This is a genomic window from Ligilactobacillus sp. RTP31139st1_D10_RTP31139_211217 (genome assembly GCF_040226755.1).
Classification (GTDB): Bacteria; Bacillota; Bacilli; order Lactobacillales; family Lactobacillaceae; genus Ligilactobacillus; species Ligilactobacillus animalis.
In genome coordinates, this window is the sequence record NZ_JBCOAR010000002.1 from 38,513 (window position 1) to 61,040 (window position 22,528).

At 38.9% G+C, this 22,528-nt stretch carries 24 protein-coding genes and 1 other annotated feature; of the genes, 3 read left to right on the plus strand and 21 right to left on the minus strand.

Going from position 1 to position 22,528, the window contains the following annotated elements; all coding sequences use genetic code 11:
* The 17 genes from yhbY to ABT996_RS01430 all read right to left on the minus strand — a co-directional run bounded on the left by yhbY (window position 1) and on the right by ABT996_RS01430 (window position 14,399).
* Window positions 1-312: a ribosome assembly RNA-binding protein YhbY gene (gene yhbY, locus ABT996_RS01350; protein ID WP_010688820.1), complete on the minus strand. Its 312-nt coding sequence runs from the start codon at window positions 310-312 to the stop codon at window positions 1-3.
* Window positions 313-327: 15 nt separating this feature from the next.
* On the minus strand, window positions 328-1,443 hold the full coding sequence (gene yqeH / locus ABT996_RS01355; protein ID WP_035449024.1) for a ribosome biogenesis GTPase YqeH: 1,116 nt from the start codon (window positions 1,441-1,443) through the stop codon (window positions 328-330).
* Entirely contained in the window at window positions 1,436-1,969 is a 534-nt protein-coding gene (locus tag ABT996_RS01360) for a YqeG family HAD IIIA-type phosphatase (RefSeq protein WP_035449022.1), read from the minus strand. The genes yqeH and ABT996_RS01360 overlap by 8 nt, the downstream gene beginning before the upstream one ends.
* A 138-nt stretch (window positions 1,970-2,107) precedes the next feature.
* Window positions 2,108-2,467 carry a 50S ribosomal protein L20 gene (rplT, locus tag ABT996_RS01365; RefSeq protein WP_004047273.1) on the minus strand — a complete coding sequence of 120 codons (360 nt, stop codon included), beginning with the start codon at window positions 2,465-2,467 and terminating at the stop codon, window positions 2,108-2,110.
* 146 nt (window positions 2,468-2,613) lie between these two features.
* Window positions 2,614-2,814, minus strand: a complete 201-nt coding sequence (gene rpmI / locus ABT996_RS01370) for a 50S ribosomal protein L35 (protein WP_004047272.1) — start codon at window positions 2,812-2,814, stop codon at window positions 2,614-2,616.
* Between the two features lie 32 nt (window positions 2,815-2,846).
* A complete protein-coding gene (infC, locus tag ABT996_RS01375; protein WP_004047271.1) occupies window positions 2,847-3,347 on the minus strand; it encodes a translation initiation factor IF-3 in 501 nt (166 codons plus the stop codon).
* 45 nt (window positions 3,348-3,392) lie between these two features.
* Window positions 3,393-3,530 (minus strand) — a sequence feature (ribosomal protein L20 leader region).
* Window positions 3,531-3,600: 70 nt separating this feature from the next.
* Window positions 3,601-4,275, minus strand: a complete 675-nt coding sequence (locus ABT996_RS01380; RefSeq protein WP_035449020.1) for a DNA alkylation repair protein — start codon at window positions 4,273-4,275, stop codon at window positions 3,601-3,603.
* A gap of 54 nt (window positions 4,276-4,329) precedes the next feature.
* Window positions 4,330-4,923, minus strand: a complete 594-nt coding sequence (locus ABT996_RS01385) for a hypothetical protein (protein ID WP_035449018.1) — start codon at window positions 4,921-4,923, stop codon at window positions 4,330-4,332.
* Window positions 4,924-5,059: 136 nt separating this feature from the next.
* Window positions 5,060-5,995: a DMT family transporter gene (locus ABT996_RS01390; protein WP_035449016.1), complete on the minus strand. Its 936-nt coding sequence runs from the start codon at window positions 5,993-5,995 to the stop codon at window positions 5,060-5,062.
* 81 nt (window positions 5,996-6,076) lie between these two features.
* Entirely contained in the window at window positions 6,077-7,045 is a 969-nt protein-coding gene (locus ABT996_RS01395; protein WP_035449014.1) for an ADP-ribosylglycohydrolase family protein, read from the minus strand.
* 309 nt (window positions 7,046-7,354) lie between these two features.
* The gene (locus ABT996_RS01400) at window positions 7,355-7,894 is read right to left on the minus strand and encodes a DUF924 family protein (RefSeq protein ID WP_035449012.1); all 540 of its coding nucleotides are present in this window, start codon (window positions 7,892-7,894) and stop codon (window positions 7,355-7,357) included.
* A gap of 88 nt (window positions 7,895-7,982) precedes the next feature.
* A complete protein-coding gene (gene lepA / locus ABT996_RS01405; protein WP_035449010.1) occupies window positions 7,983-9,812 on the minus strand; it encodes a translation elongation factor 4 in 1,830 nt (609 codons plus the stop codon).
* A gap of 209 nt (window positions 9,813-10,021) precedes the next feature.
* A complete protein-coding gene (locus ABT996_RS01410) occupies window positions 10,022-10,483 on the minus strand; it encodes a hypothetical protein (protein ID WP_010688810.1) in 462 nt (153 codons plus the stop codon).
* A gap of 10 nt (window positions 10,484-10,493) precedes the next feature.
* Window positions 10,494-11,495, minus strand: coding sequence for a hypothetical protein (locus tag ABT996_RS01415; RefSeq protein ID WP_035449008.1), 1,002 nt, complete (start codon window positions 11,493-11,495; stop codon window positions 10,494-10,496).
* Between the two features lie 10 nt (window positions 11,496-11,505).
* Entirely contained in the window at window positions 11,506-12,378 is an 873-nt protein-coding gene (locus ABT996_RS01420; RefSeq protein ID WP_035449006.1) for a hypothetical protein, read from the minus strand.
* 80 nt (window positions 12,379-12,458) lie between these two features.
* The gene (locus tag ABT996_RS01425) at window positions 12,459-13,178 is read right to left on the minus strand and encodes a hypothetical protein (protein WP_010688807.1); all 720 of its coding nucleotides are present in this window, start codon (window positions 13,176-13,178) and stop codon (window positions 12,459-12,461) included.
* A gap of 60 nt (window positions 13,179-13,238) precedes the next feature.
* Entirely contained in the window at window positions 13,239-14,399 is a 1,161-nt protein-coding gene (locus tag ABT996_RS01430; protein ID WP_035449004.1) for a hydroxymethylglutaryl-CoA synthase, read from the minus strand.
* A gap of 629 nt (window positions 14,400-15,028) precedes the next feature.
* On the opposite strand from ABT996_RS01430, the gene ABT996_RS01435 reads away from it, so the two are divergent.
* The 3 genes from ABT996_RS01435 to yidC all read left to right on the plus strand — a co-directional run bounded on the left by ABT996_RS01435 (window position 15,029) and on the right by yidC (window position 17,244).
* Window positions 15,029-15,364, plus strand: coding sequence for a hypothetical protein (locus ABT996_RS01435; RefSeq protein ID WP_010688805.1), 336 nt, complete (start codon window positions 15,029-15,031; stop codon window positions 15,362-15,364).
* A 596-nt stretch (window positions 15,365-15,960) separates the two neighbouring features.
* Window positions 15,961-16,236, plus strand: a complete 276-nt coding sequence (locus ABT996_RS01440; RefSeq protein WP_010688804.1) for an acylphosphatase — start codon at window positions 15,961-15,963, stop codon at window positions 16,234-16,236.
* 96 nt (window positions 16,237-16,332) lie between these two features.
* A complete protein-coding gene (yidC, locus tag ABT996_RS01445) occupies window positions 16,333-17,244 on the plus strand; it encodes a membrane protein insertase YidC (protein WP_035449002.1) in 912 nt (303 codons plus the stop codon).
* Between the two features lie 37 nt (window positions 17,245-17,281).
* On the opposite strand, the gene ABT996_RS01450 is transcribed toward yidC, so the two are convergent.
* From ABT996_RS01450 to clpX, 4 genes are all read right to left on the minus strand, one after another.
* Window positions 17,282-18,805, minus strand: coding sequence for a HAMP domain-containing sensor histidine kinase (locus ABT996_RS01450; RefSeq protein WP_033193006.1), 1,524 nt, complete (start codon window positions 18,803-18,805; stop codon window positions 17,282-17,284).
* Window positions 18,805-19,491, minus strand: a complete 687-nt coding sequence (locus ABT996_RS01455; RefSeq protein WP_004048888.1) for a response regulator transcription factor — start codon at window positions 19,489-19,491, stop codon at window positions 18,805-18,807. The genes ABT996_RS01450 and ABT996_RS01455 overlap by 1 nt, the downstream gene beginning before the upstream one ends.
* A 259-nt stretch (window positions 19,492-19,750) precedes the next feature.
* The gene (gene gnd / locus ABT996_RS01460; RefSeq protein WP_010688800.1) at window positions 19,751-21,175 is read right to left on the minus strand and encodes an NADP-dependent phosphogluconate dehydrogenase; all 1,425 of its coding nucleotides are present in this window, start codon (window positions 21,173-21,175) and stop codon (window positions 19,751-19,753) included.
* 80 nt (window positions 21,176-21,255) lie between these two features.
* Window positions 21,256-22,491, minus strand: coding sequence for an ATP-dependent Clp protease ATP-binding subunit ClpX (gene clpX, locus ABT996_RS01465; RefSeq protein ID WP_035449000.1), 1,236 nt, complete (start codon window positions 22,489-22,491; stop codon window positions 21,256-21,258).
* Window positions 22,492-22,528 lie beyond the last annotated feature (37 nt).

A 22,528-nucleotide genomic window follows, 5' to 3' on the forward strand; every position in this document is an offset into this window, starting at 1 on the left:
TTAGAGTTTAGTAACTTCAAGTGAATATGAACGATTATCGCGTTTATTTGCTTGTTTGAACAATACTAAAACATGACCGATCTTTTGCACGACTTGGATATCAGTATTGTCTTCGATAAACGCGATCACTTCTTCATCTTCGACCAATGCATTTTGTAAGATATTTACCTTAAATAATTCACGTTTTTCAATAGCATCTTCGATCTGAGCGAGCCAGTTTGCACTCAAACCTTCCTTACCCACTTGAAATAACGGACGCATTCCGTGTGCTTGAGCACGTAAATAGCGTTTTTGTTTACCCTTAAGTTTCATATTCTAATTCCTCTCTTAAACCATCGCTCTTCTTAAAATAACGGCTACGCCTTCTGGAGCCCAGCCTGCAACAACGCTATTGGCTTTAACTGTGACCCAACCTAAACCTGCGAAAACAAGATCACTTTTTTCGGTCGTCTTGAATTCAAAACGTACTAGCTTAGGAAAATCTTTCATTTCTTCAGCTGTCGGTGGAGTCAATAACGTACCTGCATGTTTAGCATAAAACTCGGTCGCTTTTTCGGTCTTAGTCCGATGGATCATTAAGTTGTTGTCAGTATAAACGATCACACCTTGCTTTCCCCCAAAGATATAGTCAAAACGAGCTAAGGCGCCAAAGAAAAGTGTCTGCCCTTCATTTAATTGGTAAACTTTCGGCTTGATCTCTTTTTGTGGCGTAGCTAAACGCAAAGCCTTAGGTGATAGATAATGCGCCATTTGATGCTTATGGATGATCCCTGGTGTATCGATCAAGAAATGACCATCACCAAATGGGATCTCGATCCGATCAAGCGTGGTTCCTGGGAAACGGGAAGTCGTGATCAAGTCTTTGACCCCTGTCGTTTGGTTGATGATCCGATTGATCAGAGTTGATTTACCCACGTTAGTAACACCAACAACATATACATCGCGGCCTTCACGATATTTGTCGATCAATTCTAACAGATCTTCGAGGTCTTTACCACGTTTTGCGCTAGTCAAAGCGACATCGACTGGACGAAGCCCCTGTTTGTTGGCCTCTTGACGCATCCAATCTTTGATCTTAGAACGCTTCAGTGAATGTGGTAAAAGATCTTCCTTGTTACCGACTAATAAAACAGGGTTATCCCCTACAAAACGGTGTAATCCTGGAATGAGTGAACCGTTAAAATCAAAGATATCAACGACATTGACGATCAAAGCATCAGTTTGACCGATCTGATTTAGCAGACGCAAAAAGTCATCATCAGTTAAGGAAACGTCAGCTACCTCATTGTAGTGGCGTAATCTAAAACAGCGTTGACAATAAAGCTCGCTATTTTCTAAGCCCTTTTGGATCGCTGCTTGTGGGGTATAACCGGGTTCGGCTTTATCTTCAGATTGGATCTTAGCCCCACAACCGATACAGTATAATTCTTCATTTTCAGTCATCTAGTGTATGCCCCCATTTTGTACTCAATCTATCTTTTTTGATCAAACGTTTTTTAACGATCTTTTCAAAGAAACGATTGATCTTAGTATTCCACGCATCGGAATCCACTAGTGGCTTGACCAAAATACTACGGATCCCAGCATTATTTGCAGCCATTACATCAGTCATTAATTGATCACCAACTAAAACGACCTCATTTTTCTTTAAGCCATAGCGCTTCAAAGCAATTTGGATCCCACGGGTAAGTGGCTTCAAAGCCCGCGAAACAAAAGGTAGTTCCAAGGCCGCTAAAGCGTGTTCGATCCGCTTATGCTTGTTATTTGACACTACGACCACCGGGATCTTAGCATCTTCCATCTTGTGTAACCACGCATGCAATTGAGGCGTGCCCTCGGGATTATCCCAAGCGATCAAAGTGTTATCAAGGTCAGTCAAAACAACTTTGATCCCTTTTTCTCTTAACTCAGTCGGTGAAAGATCATAGATCGACTCGACCATCCATGTTGGTTCAAATTTATTGAGCAAAGTATATCTCCTTCAAAATATAGTCTCTAACTACTATTATATGCTAGCAAAACTACTTTTAGCAAAATTTAATGTGACAGCTAAAGAAAAAAGCCGAGACAACAGTAGTCTCAGCCTTTTAACTAAATGAGTGACAAATTATTTTGCCAAAGCTTTCTTAGCTTCATCAACAAGCGCTGTGAAAGCAGCTGCATCGCTGATTGCAAGATCAGCTAACATTTTACGGTTAACATCAATGTTAGCTAATTTCAAACCGTGCATCAACTTGCTGTAGCTGATATCGTTCATACGAGCTGCTGCGTTGATACGAGCAATCCATAATTTACGGAAGTTTGATTTTGTCTTACGACGATCGCGGAATGCGTATTGGTAAGACTTCATAACTTGTTGCTTAGCTACTTTAAATTGGATATGCTTTGAACCGCGGTATCCTTTAGCTAATTTGATCATTTTTTTACGGCGTTGACGCGTAACTGTTCCACCTTTAACACGTGGCATGGTTAATTCCTCCTTAAACTTAGCCCGACGTTATGCGGGACTCACAAAACTGATCTGTGCGCTGAAAAAACGATCCAACAATCGCTTCTGCAAAGCACAATAATGATGCAATCTTACATTGCAACCGAGTAATAGAATCTCAATAATTATTTCATTTGAGAAAGCATTTGCTTGATACGCTTCATATCTGAAGCAGATACCATTGCTGGCTTACGCAATTGACGGCGTTGTTTCTTTGTCTTGCCGTGGAAACGGTGAGATGTGAAAGCGTGAGCACGCTTCAAACCACCATTTCCTGTACGCTTAAAGCGTTTTGCTGATGCGCGGTGTGTTTTTTGTTTTGGCATAATACTGTACTCCTCCTAAATAAACTATCAGCCTATTTTTCGGCTTTAGGCGCAAGCATTAAGAACATGCTGCGTCCATCCATTTTTGCTTTAGATTCGACTGTTGCAACATCATCTGTTTCCGCAGCAAATCTATCAAGAACTTCGCGTCCGATCTCTTTATGTGTGATCGCACGACCCTTAAAGCGAATAGATACCTTAACTTTATCACCTTTTGTCAAGAATTTACGTGCATTCTTAACTTTAGTATTAAAATCGTTAGTATCGATCGTTGGGCTTAAACGAACTTCTTTAACGTTGATCACTTTTTGCTTTTTACGAGCTTCACGCTGTTTCTTCTGCAACTCAAAACGATACTTCCCATAATCCATGATCTTGGCAACAGGTGGTTTTGCTTTAGGTGCTACCAAAACAAGGTCTAAGTTAGCTTGCTCTGCCAACTTCAAAGCTTCTTGCTTAGATTTGACCCCCAACTGGGAACCATCATCAGCAATCAAGCGTAACTCACGTGCGCGAATGCCTTCGTTTACCATCTTATCAACTGCTATGGCGTTTCACCTCCAAAAAAATTCAGAGAAAATGCAGAAAAAATGCGGGTATCTCGTAAAACTTACAAGACACCCGCACAGATCCGTTTTTATCGGAATTACATTTCATAATTCTGCCCCGGGACTGTTTGTCCCCTAGGCGAGAAGCGGGAGCCTCTGCTTTTTTTCTCAACTGTTATAGAATAACATAACTTTCAGCTCGAAACAACTAATTTTTTCAAAAAAGTTGATCTTTAGCTTACGTAAGATATTTACTGCCCTCACGAATACTAAGAGCAGACAATTCATTGCGGTATGTTGCAATAAATCCAGCCACCCACTTAGGATCTGTCTTTGAATAATCACGCAAGGCCCACCCGATCGCTTTATTGATAAAAAATTCATCACTACCAAGATTATTTATGATGATCTTAGCTAAGAGTTCTGTATCAGTTTGCTTTTTTAATAGCAATTGAAATTCGAGCGCGACCCTTTTGACCCACAAATTACTATCTTCACTCCAAGTAAGCATTATCGGCGTCATTTCACTTGGATAGCTCAAATACAAGTCCGTGAATACTTTGACTAAAGTATCAACAGTTTCCCACCACGATTTAGTTATGACCAATTTTTTCAATTTAGGTAGATCTGCTAAGGTCGTAAACTTCTTCATTTTCACTAAATAATCACAAGCGATATATTGATATTCTCTTTGAGGCTTTTGCCAACACAGCTCAACAAACTCCCAATCTATCTTAGCTGTTTTTCTGGCATTTTTAAAAGCTTCACGGCAAAGCTGCCGGCGCTTAGGTGTTTTTATACCTAAAAATTCAAATTGATCACGCATATACGCTGACATACTTTTAGCTTGCTCAACATCACCTTCTAGGCTCAGCGTATCTATCAAAGTAAATAAATCATCTTTTGCTTCCATCTAGGCTTTTCGTCACTTCCGATCATTTCACGATTTCATCAAGTACCTAGGTCACTATTCCTTGCTAAATAGCTTAAAAACATCTGAGTTATTAGAAAAGTTCTTTATCTCTGTTTCTGTTATGATCCTACGTTTACGCTCATTTTCTATTATATTAGAGACATCAATCACATCAAAAACAAGTCCTTCTTCAACAATTAATAGGAGATTTTTTCTAAACTTTAATGGTGAATCGAAAATACCAACAACACGATATTCTTTAATGGAATCATCAGCAATTAATAACTTGCCCGTATATTCAACTGGTATATTTAAGTCTAAATAGTAATTGTCTCCTCCCAAAAAGATACTGCCAAATTCACTATAATAATCGCCAAAGTTAGCAACCTGTTCTTTTATAGTTATTTTACGTGGTAAGACATTATTTATCGGTAAAGACTGACTAGTTCTTATTGCAAGATCTTTAAGTAATGATTCATCATCTACAACCGCAAATCTGGCCAATCTCCCAGAATAATTCGCAGTACTACATCCATTGATCGTTATCCCCAAAGAAGCTACATCAAAAAAATTCTTCTCATCCAAAATACTAACCAATCTATATTCATGTTCTGCATAAATTAGAGTATCAGGCAACTGATACGTCATAAAAGCATCTCCTTATCACAACGTTACAAGATTATACGTCTCTCTCCACCTTAGCTTCATTCTAACAATTCCATAATTCCATTTCCATAAAAAAACTGACCATAACACCTTGTCATGATCAGTCATAAAATCATATTTAAAAATCTTCTTCGCGGTAACCGACTTGTTCCATATTCTTGCGGCCACGCTGTAAAATATAGATCGCTACGATAACCAATACGATTCCGACTACTTCGATCCAATTCATACCAAGACCTAAGAAGATCACACTCAAGACCGCTGTCGTAGCTGGTTGTAAGGCATCCATGATACTAATAACATCGGATGGCGCAAAACGTGAGCTGTATAGCAATAAACTAAATGGGATGATTGTTCCCAACAAGATGACCGTTGAGATCGAAAGAACTAACCCACCTGTGATCACTGGCGGATCGACCCACACAGGACGATATGCGTTAAACAATACCCCTGCGATAAATGTCCCCCAACCTAAGATCACGATCGGTGGATGGTCTTTTGCGATCGGCTTTGGTAAAACAACATAAAATGCAGCCGTAATACCAGAACCGATCCCCCAAAGTAATGAATCCATCGGGATCGACATTTGCGTGAAATCACCTTTTGTAATTGCTAAAATGACCCCAACTAGGGCAACAACAAAGGCAATCATATCAGTCGATAATGGGCGTTGCTTTTTGATAAAGATCCCACCTAAAACAATGAACAATGGACTTAGATATTGCAAGATCGTAGTTGCTGAAGCGTTACCTTTTTGAATCGAAATATAAAAGGTCAACAGGTTAGCCATCAAACCAAAAATTGCATAAGCTAATAAATATCCAAATGTTCTCCATGATGAAAAGACACCAAAGGTCTTCTTACCATACATAAATAAACTAATGATCAACAAAATCACGCCTGCACCCATAGTTCTGATCGATAGATACCAATCAGCTGGGAGGTTTTGATTTTGTGAAATAAATTGAACCGTTGTACCAGAGATCCCCCAGACAGCCGAAGCAACAGCTGACCAAAAGATCCCTTTCATAACGTTATTAGACGTTGCTTTCATTTTATTCCCTCCAAATGTCTTATTATATTCGGAAAGAACTAATTTGACAATATATCATGTTAGAAAAAGTTACAAAGAAGATCATTTTGTATGTGTATCATCTGTCATCTGCTTTACCATTTTTGTCAATGGACGTAAAGTATCTAAGCGTGCGATCTGATCTTGAGGGAGTTTTTCAAACCCTAATTTTGCACCTAAAATTTGCCCTGTTACTGCACCAGTCGAATCAGAATCACCGTCATGAATAACAGCTACTTGCAAGGCTTTAGTAAGATCATCTTGATACTTTAGAGCACAATATATCGCAATAGCCAGCGTCTCTTCTGCGATCCAACCTTCACCGAGTTGACTGATCGCTTGTAGATCATCCTCAGCACTTGTACTCAACCAGACAGCCTCTTGTATCAACTCATCAAATGCTACAAGTTCGTTGTAGTTGAAGCTAGACTTTAGCTCTTGTCTCATTAAAGTAATGCTCTTTGCAATATCTTGCCCTGCAAGTATATGTTTTAAGATCCCAACTAATGCAGCCAAAGCTAAAATACTCATTGGATGACCATGAGTTAAGGCCGAATTTCTAGCTGCCAGTAAATAAATATCTTCATTTCTGCTAGCAAAAGTCAGTGGAGCGACCCGCATCACTGCACCACACCCCTTACTCTGATTTATCGGTTCATTTAAAGTTCCTGGAATACCACGCATCAAAGCCGATAAACATGTTCTTCCTGGTTCACGGCTAGCATACATTTCGGGATATTCCATCAGCCACGAGATTGGACGATGGCTCAATTCAGTTTGATCGTGTTTAAATTGAGTCTCCAACCAATCTTGGTAACAAGCCCAAGTATTATCAGCTAGATCACCGTTTAACAATAATGCATTAGCCGTAAAAAGCGTCATCTGTGTATCATCTGAGATCAATAGTGGTCCAGAGATCTTAGTAAAATCATGTTTAGGATCGATTTGATCGACCTTATCAAACTCGATCGGATACCCCAGTGCGTCACCTAAAGCACCGCCAAATAAACAACCTGCAATTTTATCCACCATTTCTGTTCCTACCTTTCATTGATCATGTCTGCGATCGATCTGTCGTTTATATTCAACAGTTGCGTCATGTTCTCTATCTGCTAAATATCTGGTATAGTCAGTCGCAGCCTGCTCAACTTCGACCTATAAAGCCCTTACATAAATAAAAATCTAAATGACTAAGATACAAGATGAATACTAGCATCTTTTCTAATTATTTTCAATCCACTTTTTAATTTAAGTAATAAAAACATCTCTGTCATATAAGTAGCCTTTATCCAAAAAAGATACACAAAAAACTATGAGCCCTTAGAAACTCATAGTTTTCTTCTAAAATGATGAATTTGGTTCCTTGAGAAAAGCTAACTCTTCAGCCGTTGACTCCCTTCCTAAGATCGCATTTCGATGCGGATAACGCTTGAATCGCTCTAAGATCGCTAGATGCCTTTTTTCAAATTCAAGATTCTTCTCTAATCCAGGGGTCGCAAAATAACGTAGTGCTGCTTGATGGATTGTTAGTGATTCTGAATGCATAAACGGCATATACATAAATGCTCGCCTGTCCAACTCTAACTCAGTATTAAATCCCTTTGCGATCGCCTCTTGGGCTAACACGAGCGCCATCCCATCATAAGCAAACGCACGTGGACTATCACGGTAAATATTACGCGAAAATTGATCTAAAATGATGATCTCGGCTAAACTTCCTGTAGCACTCTTCCGCCATGCTTGTAATTCTGCTTGCGTAGCTTGCCTATGTAGTTCACCAAACCGTTCTGCGATCTGCTTGTCCAATACTAGATCTTTAGTGAACCACTGTTTTGGAGTCAATTCCTCAAACCAAAAATCTAATACTTTCTCAGCTTCCATTTCTTACCTCCAATGATCACTAATTTTTCTCCATTATATCAAACAAAAAAATCTCCCCAAAGTTATATGCTTTGGGGAGATAATTAAACTATTTGATCTCTTCGTCAGTTTTTAAGACAGCCATAAACGCATCTTGTGGAACAACTACACGTCCAACAGCTTTCATCCGTTTCTTACCACGTTTTTGCTTATCCAATAATTTTGCACGCCGGTCAGGGTCACCCGTATGGATCCGCGCCGTTACATCTTTACGATAAGCCTTGATATTAGTCCGCGCAATGATCTTAGCTCCGATCGCTGCTTGGATCGGAATTTCAAAGTTTTGACGTGGGATGATCGTCTTTAGCTTATCTGTAATGACCCGAGCCCGCTGTTGAGCAAATTGCCGGTGAGCGATAAAACTCAACGCATCGACTTTATCGCCGTTCAACAAGATATCGATCTTGACTAGATCACTTGGACGGGTCCCATCGAGTTCATAGTCGAGCGAAGCATAACCACGAGTACTAGATTTTAATTTATCAAAGAAATCAAAGATGATCTCTGATAACGGCATTTCGTAGATGACATTGACCCGATAATCATCAAGGTAATCCATCGTGACAAAGTTCCCACGCTTAGCTTGGCATAATTCCATCACTGCGCCAACATAATCACTTGGGACCATGATCTCAGCTTTAACATAAGGTTCATTGATCTGTTTGATCGTTGGAACATCTGGCATTTCAGACGGATTAGACACACTCACATGTGAGCCATCTGTCAACTCAACATCATACGTTACAGATGGCGCTGTAGTGATCAAGTCCATTCCAAATTCACGTTCCAAACGTTCTTGGATAACATCCATGTGCAATAACCCTAAGAAACCACATCTAAATCCAAAGCCTAAAGCTTGTGAGGTCTCAGGTTCAAATTCTAGCGCTGCATCGTTTAACTTTAATTTTTCTAGTGCTTCACGCAGATCGTTATATTTAGCATTATCGGTCGGATAAAGCCCCGAATACACCATCGGGCTCATTTCACGATAACCCGCTAATGGTTTTTCAGTTGGATCATCAGCATGCGTTAAAGTATCACCAACACGTGTATCTTGAATATCCTTGATACTTGCAGTCAAATAACCTACATCCCCAGCCATCAAGAAATCGCGCTTGATCGGCTTAGGCGAGTTGACCCCGACTTCAATAACTTCATATTCCGCACCACTATTCATCAAGCGGACCTTATCACCAGGCTTGACAGTTCCATCAAAGACCCGCAAACTCAACACAACGCCGCGGTAATCATCATAGACCGAATCAAAGATCAGCGCTTTTAATGGTGCTTTTAGATCTCCACTTGGCGCTGGAACTTTTTGAACGATCTCTTCTAGCATTTCTTCGATCCCGATCCCGTTTTTAGCTGAAGCCAAGACCGCTTCAGACGCATCTAAACCGATCACATCTTCGATCTCTTGGCGCACACGCTCTGGTTCAGCTGAAGGTAGATCGATCTTATTGATCACTGGTACGATCTCAAGATCATCATCTAATGCTAAATAAACATTTGCCAAAGTTTGGGCTTCGATCCCTTGCGCTGCATCGACCACTAAAACAGCACCTTCACAAGCTGCCAATGAACGTGAAACTTCATATGAAAAGTCCACGTGCCCAGGTGTATCGATCAAGTGGAAAATATAAGTTTCTCCATCTTTTGCATGGTAATGAAGTTCTACCGCATTTAATTTGATCGTGATCCCACGTTCGCGCTCCAGATCCATCGAATCGAGCAACTGATCTTGCATTTCACGTTTTGAGACCGTATCAGTCAATTCCAAAATGCGATCAGCTAAGGTCGATTTCCCATGGTCAATATGAGCAACGATCGAAAAATTCCGAATATGCTTTTGGCGCTCCGACATTTTTTCAAAATCCATTTCGCTCTTCCTACTTTCTAGTGGGGAAGGCAAGATCCTTCACCCAACTCAATACTCTCTAACTATCAATTATAGCCTGTTTTACAGGTCAGCGTCAATTTTGCCAAAAAATAACTAGAGTATAGTTTTAGCTACACTCTAGTTATTCGTGGTGGTTTTTTGCCTTATCCCATACTCAAATTCGATTTAATTTAGTCAAATTAAATCATCTAACTTTTTCTCATATATAGATCCGCAAAACAGTTTTCGATCATTTCAGGTGAATACTTTAAATCTGTTAAACCAAACTTGATAAAAATATTCCAGGCCCGTACTAAATACTCATTTCGACGTTCTAAATGAGCTTTTAGGATCTGCTGTTGCAAAGTAAGATATACCGTTGCAACAGAACGCGACCGCCATTTAGAAGCTAACTTTTCTTCTTGTTCTAGAGTTAGTAATAATAGATAGACCCATTTTTTTGTATTAGCAACACCTAAAAATGCAGCTAATGCTTTACAATATGCTTTTAAGCAAGTCGTTTCATCTGCTTGGCCTACCTTATTAAACAGTTCGGCCACTGCTATACTTAGCTCACTGTAAACGAGTTCATCTTTTTCACTAGTCAAATTTTGAAAAGTATTCTTTGTCTCGATCTGTCTTTGAATTTTAGCTAATTTTGTAATATCCATGCGTTAGTCCTTAAAAAAATCTCTCATCTGATTTGATAGCTAAGCTCGTCAAATTATCTAAATACCAATCCTTGATAAACTCATACTGGTATAAAATATCGAACCAAGCTACTTTATGATCTTCATCATGGACCTTAATGACCCAACTTGCATTGTTTAGATCGTCATGTTCTGCTTGCCTCAAAATAGAAACAACTACCTTATTCTTCAACTGCAAGACGGCACGACCACTTTCACCAGCTACTAACATGTAACCTGCATCTGCACTGATGATGAAAAGTTTATCTAATGCCTCACGTGGCTCATCAGCTGAAGAGATCTGATAACTTGCATTATTAGAAGCATCAAGTAGATTAAAATCAACATCAAAACCGTAATCTTCTTTAAAATACTTGCCGATTGCAACTAAATACTCTTCAAAACGTTTTACGGTCTTATAATCAAATTTTTCACTATAATCAACAACTAATAAATCAGTTAAAGCTTGACTATTGAAACGGATCAACTGGCGCTTAAAGTTGATGTAAAACAAACGCGCACCGGTACTTTTATCGACGTAATATGCGCCTTCACGCATATTCTCATCGATCTTGAAAGTAAAGTAGCCTTCCATATTTATTCCTGGAAATTCATGATAAAGCTCATTTTGATGATCACTGGATTGCAAAATAACTTGCTCGTTTTGATGAAGTTGCAATAAACGATTCAAAAAGATCAAGTAATAGTCAGCCCGACTGTATTGCTGCGGGAAGATCAAATATGCCGTATCCAAGCGATAATCAGTCAAAGTCATGACTGATTCTAGCAAAACGTTCTTGTCATCAGTATTGATCAACTCATCTAAAACTTCAGTAAAGTGGATCCCACGCTTAAGGCTTTCTTTTAATTGATCGTTATATGACATCAACCGCCCTGTTGTACTCAAAGAACCCGCATATGCACTGGTTTCTTCAGCATTATTCTCCCTAGTTGGTTGAAATGTTTCCGTTGGTTTTTCATATTCTTTCGTCATTTTTGTTCACCTACTTTTGCTTAGCGATCAGATCTGCAATATAGTTGCGGTATAATGCGTCATTATGCGCTTCAAAGTTTTCAAAGCTACCAAATTTAGCTACGATACTTTGTTTCTCATAACCCATCAAAGTATCTTCCTTTGAAAGTGCTAAGACCTTTTCCTCATTTTCACGGATCTGACGGTAAGCATTCCCCGCTTTTTCATCCAGTTCAGATAGATAGGATAATTCATCGATCAATTTTTGCTTAGATTCCTTGAGTTTTGAAGTTTCCCAAGGCATCACCTTTTCTTGTGAAGTTCGTTTGATCTCTTGGCGAAGTTCATCCTTACGTTGATCACGCTCATTTTGACCATCGATCAATTCTTGTAACTCGTCTGATTGTTGCGATAAGAGCGCGATCTGGTCGCTATTCAAACGTTTATTTTCACTTTCCAAAGCAAAAGCACGTGCTAATTTTTGATATTCAGTTTCATCAAAATTGAATTTGACGTTTAAGACATCTAACGTCCCAAATAGTCGTCTTCCCCACCAATTTCCAAAGAAAAATTGATACTGCCCGATCTCAGTTTCTTCAAAATAGAAAAATGGGTACATCTCACATAAATAATCGATCAAGTTCTTACTCAAATAATCACTTATCTTAGCGTAACTATCACGTACAAGATGTTCATGGGTATCATCAACTTCAGCCCCATCTTGTTTTAAGATCTCAGTTGCATAACGTTTACCATCGATCAGCTGGTATACCAAGCGATCATCTTGGTTTTGAACAGCTTTTTCAAAAGATTCTAGGTAGGCCACTTTATCTAAAAGTGCCTTAGCCAAGCTTTTAGTTGCTTGTTTATGATCTGATAAACTAAGTTGATTTGGGTTAGCCATAAGTATCTCCTCTATTTCGTAATTGCCCAGTTGAGAGCAAGATGTTCATAGCTCTATTGTTACAAAAAAACTTAAAATTATCAATTATCAAGGCTGAGTTCTTGCTTCATTATCTCATTTAACCTCTTCCTTAACAGCAATTGTTCCTCTAAATAAGCACCTGTTATTTTATCATTGGCTGTAACAGCTAATTTTTGTGGATGTAAAGCCATGATCTGCTGGCAGATCTGCTCATGATAGGCCCGAATCGGATCCTTATATCGTTTGTAATAACGATGTTGTTTTTTACTGAGCTGTCTAAAATAATTGAAACGCTGACCATTACTCAATTTCAATAACTTATTTCCGCCAAAAAAGAGATCTAATCTAGCTAAATTAGCTTTATCTGGTGGAGTTTGTTCGATAAAGTAAATAAAGTAACGCCCTTTGCGTAGATAAACAATAAATCGTTGCTCAGGATCGATCTTTTGACTTACGATCACCCCTTGAACAAGCAAAAATTTCATTTTACCACTACAGATCCCCATAAAAAGTTCAGGAAAAAAAGGCTGATTTTTCAAAAAGATCTCTTCAAGTAAAATAAAAGTAGCCTCTAGCGTACACTCAAAAAATTCATTTGACGTATTTTGCGAACGATTGCGATATTTAGCACTCAATAATTTCTTACATTGTAAAAATGACATCTGATCACAATTAGCAATAAATTCTGCGATCACATTCATACTGAGCTCCAAATAACGGTCGATCACTACTTGGGCTGACTTGGCTAAAACGATCTCTTCACTATTTTCAAACTTCATATAAATAACCACCTTTCACTATCTATACTTTATAGATACGCAAAAGGTGGTCATTATAATTTATTTTTTCAAATATTGTCGTTTAAAATCTTTGACCCCAGCTAATACAAATTGGGCAGGATCTTTTGAAACATCAAGGTTTCGATTATGATCATCCTTTAAGATTGCAGAAAAGAGCTGTTCATATTCAGCAACACTAACTTCTGTCCGCATCTCTAACATTTCAGAAGTTTGATAAGTGAGGGCTTCTTTATAATTAGGTTGTAAGCGTCCTGAGAAAAACTCACCCTGGGCTCCAGAACCATAGCTAAACAAACCTAACCGATCTCCAGCTTTTAGTGTATCCGTGTTTTCTAAAAGAGATAACAAACTCAAATATAACGAACCAGTGTATAGATTACCAGTTGCCATATTATACTTGCGACTTGCTTCAAATTCATTGTAATAATGACTAGCTATCGTCGGATCGACACCTTCTAAGGCCTTACGTAGACCCTTTAACCCCTGTTTTGTGTATGGTAAATGGAACAATAGCGCTGAAAAATCAGTTAACTTGAGCCCTGTCTTTGCTAGATAGTCTTGATAGACTTTCTCAAAAAATTCTAGATAAATATTAGCTGAATACTTGCCATCAACTTTAGCCTCGGTTTGAGAAAGCGGACGCCAAAAATCCATAATATCTTTAGCATAATATGCGCTTTCAGTCTCTAAGGCAACAAGCTTAGGATCTTTAGAGACTAACATTGCCACTGCGCCCCCACCTTGTGTCGGTTCACCTGGTGTTTTCAAGCCATAGCGGGCAATATCACTTCCGATCACTAGAGCTTTTTTATCTGGAGCTAAAGCAATATGCCCCTTAGCTAACTGTAAGCCAGCCGTTGCTGCATAACAAGCTTGTTTCAACTCGATCGTTCTGATCTCATGAGATAGACCCAACAATTCACTAACGTAAGCTGCAGCTGATTTGGAGTTATCTACCCCTGATTCCGTAGCAACTATCACTAGATCGATCGCTTCTTTATCTTCTACCGTCAAGATCTTAGTCGCGGCATTAGCTGCCAAGGTCACTGCATCTTGTGTCGGTGGGATGACCGCCATTTTAGTCTGGCCGATCCCGATCAAATATTTATTTGGATCCTCATTTCGTGCTTGAGCTAGTTTAGCCATATCTACATATAAATGTGACGTAAAAAAGCCGATCTTATCGATCCCAATTTTCATTTTCATCGCACCTCTCACTGCTGATTGTTCACTCTATAAGTTTAGCGAAGTTCTTATTTTTTAGCAAATTTCCTTATAATCCCTTGATAATGATCTTGATATCGGAAAATGCTCCATTGATTTGATGATAGCGTACGTTTTAGTTTTAGAGCTATCTTATTTTGTATGGCTTCAAAGCCGGATACACAAAAAGACTAACCACAATTTTGACGATCGTAATTAGTATTCAACGAAATTAACTTTCCTAGTCCTTTTTCATTTACATAGGTTACACGTTTTTAAGTCCATTTACAACTGATCAGCAATCTATCAGATGATCACGCCTGAAAGTAGCCTAACTATCTCAGGAAGCTACCCTATTGGCGAAATGTTAGAAAATGTGGGAATGAGTACCTTATTACCGGGAAAATGTTAGCAAAAAAGATAGTGAACTTCTTGAATTAGGGTCATAAAAAGATACTAAGTTACTCTTTATAGAAAAAAGCGTAATTAGCAGAATACTTGAATTTAAAGGATACTTTTAGATCAGATCTTCACCATGATATAATTGGGATATTAGCTGGGTATGATGGAATCAGAAAGGATCACATATCAGTCGAAGTTAATATGATGAATCGGGGGAAAATTGAATGGATCCCATAAAATTAAAGTATATAGAGTATAAATACAAAATAAACCCTAGAACTTATGAGTGGCTGCTTAATGATGTTTCCATAACACATATGAATTCAGATGATAGATACGAGTTCATGAAATTTGATAGTAAAATTGAACAAACTCATACATTGAGACGAGATAAAGATGGACGTGTGGATATGGAAGGCAGTGTCTACTTTAACGATATAGAAGAGTTAGTGTTCGATAAAGCTACCGAAGAAGATAAAGAACATTTGAGAAAAAGAATTAAAGAAGAAATGGTCGTTTGCGATCCACCAGTTACTGGCTGGTGGGGTGTGTATGAGTAAATAACAAACCAAGACATTCCGAAACTAGCCAAGTTATCATTACAAATTTTTAGCGTGACAGTAACAATAACAACAGCCCTGCTAAGTCGTTATGATATAGAAAACAAGACAAGTAAGAGCCCGAGATAAGTGGGACAAAAAACAAAGTATATAGCTACCGTTCCTACTCCCACAAGTTTATCAAGGAAATGGTAATACTTGACGATAGCGCAGAATCTAAGAAACTACTTGGCAGATCGTGAAAAAGAATTACAGCAATAACACCAATAGGGATGAACCAGAGATACACTGGGACGTCTCTTTTTTATTGTGATAACTAAATAGATTAGCTCCTACATAAAAAAACATCACAGCACAATCAGTCACTGGGATGCTACATGACTAAATAATTGTTAAAGTACTCATTAGCATTATAATATAGCTAAACAGTATGATCAAAAAGCCCCTTGGCGCCTGTAGATGATTCGAACTCTTTTTTACTGAAATTAGAGACCCTAGAATTTTAAAAATAGCCCTAGGACAACTATTATTTTTTAGCAAATTTCTCTCCTGTAGTATAATATAGCTAGAAATATCTTACGAAAGGAATGGGATAAATGGCAGCAATCAGTTTAGAAGTATATGGTATCGTTCAAGGAGTTGGCTTTCGTTATATGACTAAGATCCTAGCTGATCAGATCGGAGTCACCGGTAAAGTTTTAAATAAAAATGATGGCTCTGTTTATATTGAAGCACAAGGTGATCCTGAAAAGCTCTCTGCCTTTATCGAAGGCGTCAAAGCTTCACCTACCCCAGCAGGACGGGTTGATCGGGTCGTTCTCAAATCGATCCCGGAAAATAGCTATACACGTTTTAGCGTAGCATATATGTAATTACAACGGTTCTTATGGATTATACATTGAAATATCACTTTTTTTCCAGTATAGTTAATAACGATACCTTTATTCATAAGTGAAAGGAATTGACCTATGAAAAATAAAAAATTATTAGCTATTACTGCGATCATGGCTTCAGCAATGTTCTTTCTGAGCGGGTGTGTCCAACACACTGCCTCAGGTAAGCCTTATGGTTTTGTCTATGACAACTTGGCAGTGCCAACTCAACATATTTTAGTTTGGCTGTCACAGATCTTAGGTAATAGTTTAGGCTGGGCGATCATCGTGATCACTTTCATCGTCCGCTTAGTTTTGATGCCGATCATGATCAAGCAATCCAAAAATGCTACGATCCAACAAGAAAAGATCGCTCACATCAAGCCATTGATGGAAGATATCACCAAACGGCAAAAAGAAGCTACTAGCGATGCGGAAAGAATGGCGATCAACCAAGAAATGATGCAGCTTTACCGCGATAATAATATTTCAATGACTGGTGGGATCGGCTGTTTACCACTTTTGATCCAAATGCCGATCTTTGCTGCACTTTATGCTGCGATCCAATATTCACCTGAACTATCGCAATCCTACTTCTATGGGATCAACCTCGGGCAGCGGAGTTTTACCTTAGTTGCTCTTTCCTTTGTCGTTTATGCACTTCAAGGATGGTTGTCAACTTTAGGTGTACCAGAAGCACAACGAGCTCAAATGCGGCAAATGATGATCATTAGTCCATTGATGATCACTTTCATGACTTACATCTCCCCTGCTGGTTTGGGGCTTTACTTCTTTGTTGGCGGGATCTTTGCATGTATCCAAACCTTGATCATCAACTATATGCGTCCTCGCATTAGAAAAGAAGTCTTGGCAGATCTAAAGAAAAATCCAGTTAAGCAGCCTAAGAAAGTAGTTACTGAAGCTAAAGAAACTACAGTTGAGCCTTCAACTACTTCAGTTACTTCTAAAAAGAAGCGTAACGCTGGTAAACAAAATCGTCATAAATAAAAAAATAGGTTTTTCCAAAGCAGGAAAAACCTATTTTTTATTTATCTTTATTTTTGGCTAAAGGCAGGGAAACACGAAAGACTGAACCCTGTCCCACAGCACTTTCAACGACTAGTTTACCGTGATAGCCCTCGATCAAACGTCGAGCGATCGAAAGCCCTAGACCATTACCGCCCTTATCGCGGCTTCGTGCTTTATCAACACGATAGAAACGGTCAAAGATCCGGTCGATGTTTTCTTGCGAGATCCCTTCACCAAAATCTTGGATCACGATATCAATATCATTGATGTTTTTAGATAACGTCATATGGACCTCTTTGCGTTCACGTGAATACTTGACCGCATTATCCATTAAAATAATCAATACCTGTTCTAAGTGATTCCGATAGATCTGAACATTAGTGATATCTTTAAGATCATCATCTAACACAAAGGTAAAGTCTGGATGGATCATCTGAAAGTTATTGAACACCTGTAAGCCGACTTCCTTAGCATCGGTGATCTCTTTGCCAAATTGGATCTCAACTTGTTCAGCTCGAGAAAGATCTAACATTTCTTGAACTAAACTCTTCATTCGAGCGATCTCTTGTAAGGAAGCCTCGATCGACTCATCCAAGACTGCTGGGTCATCTTTGCCCCAACGTTTCAAAAGCGAGAGATGCCCTTGAATGATCGCAACTGGTGTCCGAAGTTCATGTGAAACATCTTCCACGAATTGCTGTTGCTGTTCGATATATCGTTGCATCCGATCGAGCATCTTGTTAAATAAACGTCCTAGTTCAGCCAATTCATCTTCATGCTTGAATTCAGGCACACGTAAATTAGCTAAAGCATCACTTTCATCATCACCATTTATCTTGCCGATCGTGTCATTTATCAGATCAATCGGTCCTAATAGCCAAGACGATAAGCCATAACTAAGTAAAGCGATCCCGATCGCAGCGATCAAAGAGAATACTAAAAAGATCAAGATCAATTTACGTCTAGTCTGATCGTAATTGACCAGATCATTGGTAACTTGAACATATCCGATCAAATGCTTATCTTTCTCAGAAAAAACTTTTTTCCCTAAAACCAAAACATTATACGCAGATGTATGTTCGATCTTACTTTCCTCAGTCAATTCAGCCTGATCAAACTTTACCGGCACATCGCGTGAAGCAAAAACCATTTCGTTTGAAAGGTTGTAGACACTGATACTGATATTTTCCCGTGTTAGTGAGGTGTAAAATGAACTTGAATAAAGTGTCTGTAGTTCTTTTATATTCCGTTCATTATGCACCCGCAAACTCAATGAATGTTCAACCCGATCTTGCGTCAATTCTTTAGTATTGGTCGCTAAACTTTCAACGGCTGTATCTAACGCTTCCTGCGCATATTGTTTTTCTTGATTTAGTAATAGGCTCGAAAAACTTTGAAAAAGTAGGACTGAAAAAACAGCAAAAATCAGCAAAACTCCGATCCCAGTGCCAACCGACCATTTTAGCTTAAGTGAGAAGAATGATTTTGCATGACTATCTTTTAGCTGCTTTTTATGCAAAATAGCCTTTCGAATACACATTAGGAACGCATTACATAGCCGGTTCCACGTACAGTTTGGATATAACTATCCTCACCTGGACGATCGATCTTATTACGTAAGTAGCGAATATAAACATCCACGACATTAGTTTCGATCTGTGATTCGTAACCCCAAACTTCTTTTAATAATACATCACGGGCCAAAACTACATTGACATTTTCCATCAATGTCAACAATAATTCATATTCACGTTTTGTCAATTCAATGATCTCATCGCCACGACGGACAACACGATTTTCTTTTTCGATCACAAGGTCACGATAGCTTACTGTTGTTTGCTTAGATGAATTATATTCACTTTCAAGATCAACGCGACGCAATACGGCACGCAAGCGGGCTAATAACTCTTCGATCGCAAATGGTTTGATCACATAATCATCAGCCCCATGATCTAGACCGGATACACGATCGATCACAGAATCACGCGCTGTCATCATGATAATTGGGGTGTTTTTAACTTGACGGACACGACGACATACTTCAAGGCCATTCAAGTCAGGAAGCATCAAATCAAGTAAGATGGCATCCCATTCTTCGCTCAAAGCTACTTCTAAACCAGTCCGACCACTCTCACAAGCATAAGTTTCATATCCTTCATGCTTTAATTCAAGTTCAACGAAATGAGCTAAATTTTCTTCGTCTTCGATGATAAGTATCTTACTCATTATTCCACACTCCTATATCTTGTTGTTAAACTTTTTATTATTTATTTAATGATAACATACTTAATTCTAACATTGATGCCATCAATAAGTATACCTTAATTTTACCTTAAGAAAGATTTATTATAGCATACTTCTTATTATCTTGCCACCCAACATTAAATTTGGATATTTAATTATAATTTTTTAGATAATAATCATGCTTGATTTTTTGCCTAAAAAAAGGGATACGATCAATTCGTACCCCCTTTTGCTAACTAGTTTATTCTTCGTGATACCATTCGTAGTGATAATTACCTTCTTTGTCGACACGTTCATAAGTATGTGCCCCAAAGTAATCACGTTGTGCTTGGATCAAGTTTGCTGGTAAAACAGCTGATCGATATTGATCGTAGTAGGTAATTGCACTAGTAAAGCCTGGGCAAGGTACACCCGCTTGAATAGCTAAGGCAGCTACTTCTCTAACTGCTGCTTGATACTTAGCTGTGATCTCAGTAAAGTATGGATCGAGCATCAAATTCTTCAATTCTGGTTCCTTATCAAATGCATCTGTGATCTTTTGCAAGAATTGAGCCCGAATGATACAACCTTCACGCCAGATCTTAGCTAAAGAGCCATAATCTAAATTCCAGTCATATTTTTCAGAGGCAAAGCGCATTTGTTCAAAACCTTGAGCATAGCTGACGATCTTGCTAAAGTAAAGCGCTTGGCGGATCTTTTCAACAACTTCTTTTTTATCAAGCTTTTTAGCATCAAATGCTTCTGGCTTAGCTAAAACTTCACCCGCTTCTACGCGTTCATCTTTAAGAGCAGAGATGTAACGTGCGTAAACAGATTCGGTGATCAATGATTGTGGAACACCTAGTTCAAGGGCGCTTTGTGAACTCCACTTACCAGTTCCCTTATTACCCGCACGATCTAAGATCACATCAACTATCGGCTTATCAGTACCTTCATCATCTTTACGGGTCAAAATATCAGCCGTAATATCGATCAAATAGCTATCAAGCTCGCCATCTTTCCATTCGTGGAAGATAGCAGCGATCTCATCGACTGAAAGACCTAGCAAGTTACGCAATAAGTTATAACTTTCAGCGATAAGTTCCATATCACCGTATTCGATCCCATTGTGGACCATCTTAACGTAATGGCCAGCCCCATTAGGTCCAATGTAAGTTACACATGCTTCGCCATCATCTGCTTTAGCAGCGATCTGATCCAAAATAGGCGCTACAAGGTCATAAGCTTCCTTTTGTCCCCCTGGCATCAATGAAGGACCTTCTAAGGCACCCTTTTCACCGCCAGAAACACCCATACCGATAAAGTTGATCCCTGAATTGTCTAATTCAGCGTTACGACGCATGGTGTCTTCAAAGAAAGTATTCCCACCATCGATCAAAACATCGCCCTTATCAAGATAAGGCAAGAGACTCTTGATCGTTGCATCTGTTGGCGCACCAGCTTTGACCATCAAAATGATCCGACGTGGTTTTTCCAATGAATTAACAAAGTCTTCGATCGTATAACTTGGAACTAAATTTTTATCTGGATGATCGGCAACAACTTGCTCAGTCTTTGAACCTGTACGATTGAAGATCGCAACTTTATAGCCCCGACTTTCAATATTCAAAGCCAAGTTCTTGCCCATAACAGCCATACCGACAACACCGATTTGTGCTTTACTCATATCCAACTTAACCTCCTAAAATTCCTACTGCACTTAATTTTACCAAAATTGCCTAAGATTTTAAAGACGCTTACTAAGAATTAGGCTTTCATCACTAAGGTAGGTTCAGCTTTACCTAAAACCGTATCTTTTGAAATGATAACTTTTTCGATCTCCTTATTACTTGGGACCTCGAACATGATATCACGCATCGTAGCTTCAATGATCGAACGCAAGCCACGGGCCCCAGTATTACGTTCGATCGCTAAATGAGCCACTTCACGTAAAGCATCTTCTTCAAATTCGAGTTTTACCCCATCAAATTCAAGCAACTTGCTGTATTGCTTGACTAAAGCATTCTTAGGCTCAGTCAAGATCCGAACTAGATCATCTTCAGAAAGCTTTTCAAGTGCCGTCAAGATCGGCAAACGTCCGATAAATTCTGGGATCAAACCAAATTTCAAGAGGTCTTCAGGAATGATCTGTTGCATAATACTCTTAGATTCATCATAGCTTTGCTTGCTATCAGCACCAAAACCGATCGTCTTATCTCCTAAACGGTTTTTAACGATCGTTTCGATACCGTCAAAAGCCCCACCTACGATAAACAAGATATTTGTCGTATCGATCTGGATAAATTCTTGTTGTGGATGCTTTCTGCCCCCTTGTGGTGGAACATTAGCGACTGTGCCTTCCAAGATCTTCAAAAGCGATTGTTGGACACCTTCACCCGAAACATCACGGGTGATCGAGACATTTTCACTCTTCTTAGCTATCTTATCGATCTCATCGATATAAACGATCCCTCTTTGAGCTCGTTCAACGTCATAATCTGCATTTTGTAAGAGCTTCAACAAGATATTTTCAACGTCTTCACCAACGTAGCCTGCTTCTGTCAATGTCGTAGCATCAGCGATCGTAAATGGGACATTTAAGATCTTAGCTAAGCTTTGGGCTAAGAATGTCTTACCTGAACCAGTAGGCCCTACAAGACAGATATTACTCTTTTGCAATTCCGTATCATCGTCAGCAGTATCAAATGAAGCGTTGATCCGCTTATAGTGGTTATATACAGCTACTGCCAAGGTCTTTTTAGCCTGTTCTTGTCCGATAACATATTGATTTAAAATATCAACGATCTCTTTTGGTGTCGGTACATCAGTAAATTCATCTTTAACACTAGCTTTATTTTCTTCGCTGATGATCGTTTGGGCTAATTCGACACATTCATTACATATATACACGCCAGGGCCCGAGATCATACTTTTAACTTGCCGCTCAGATTTGCCACAAAAAGAGCAAACTGCGGGTTCGTTTGGATCTGTATTTTCGTACATCTAAATCACCTTTATCTAATAATTACTTATATTCTAT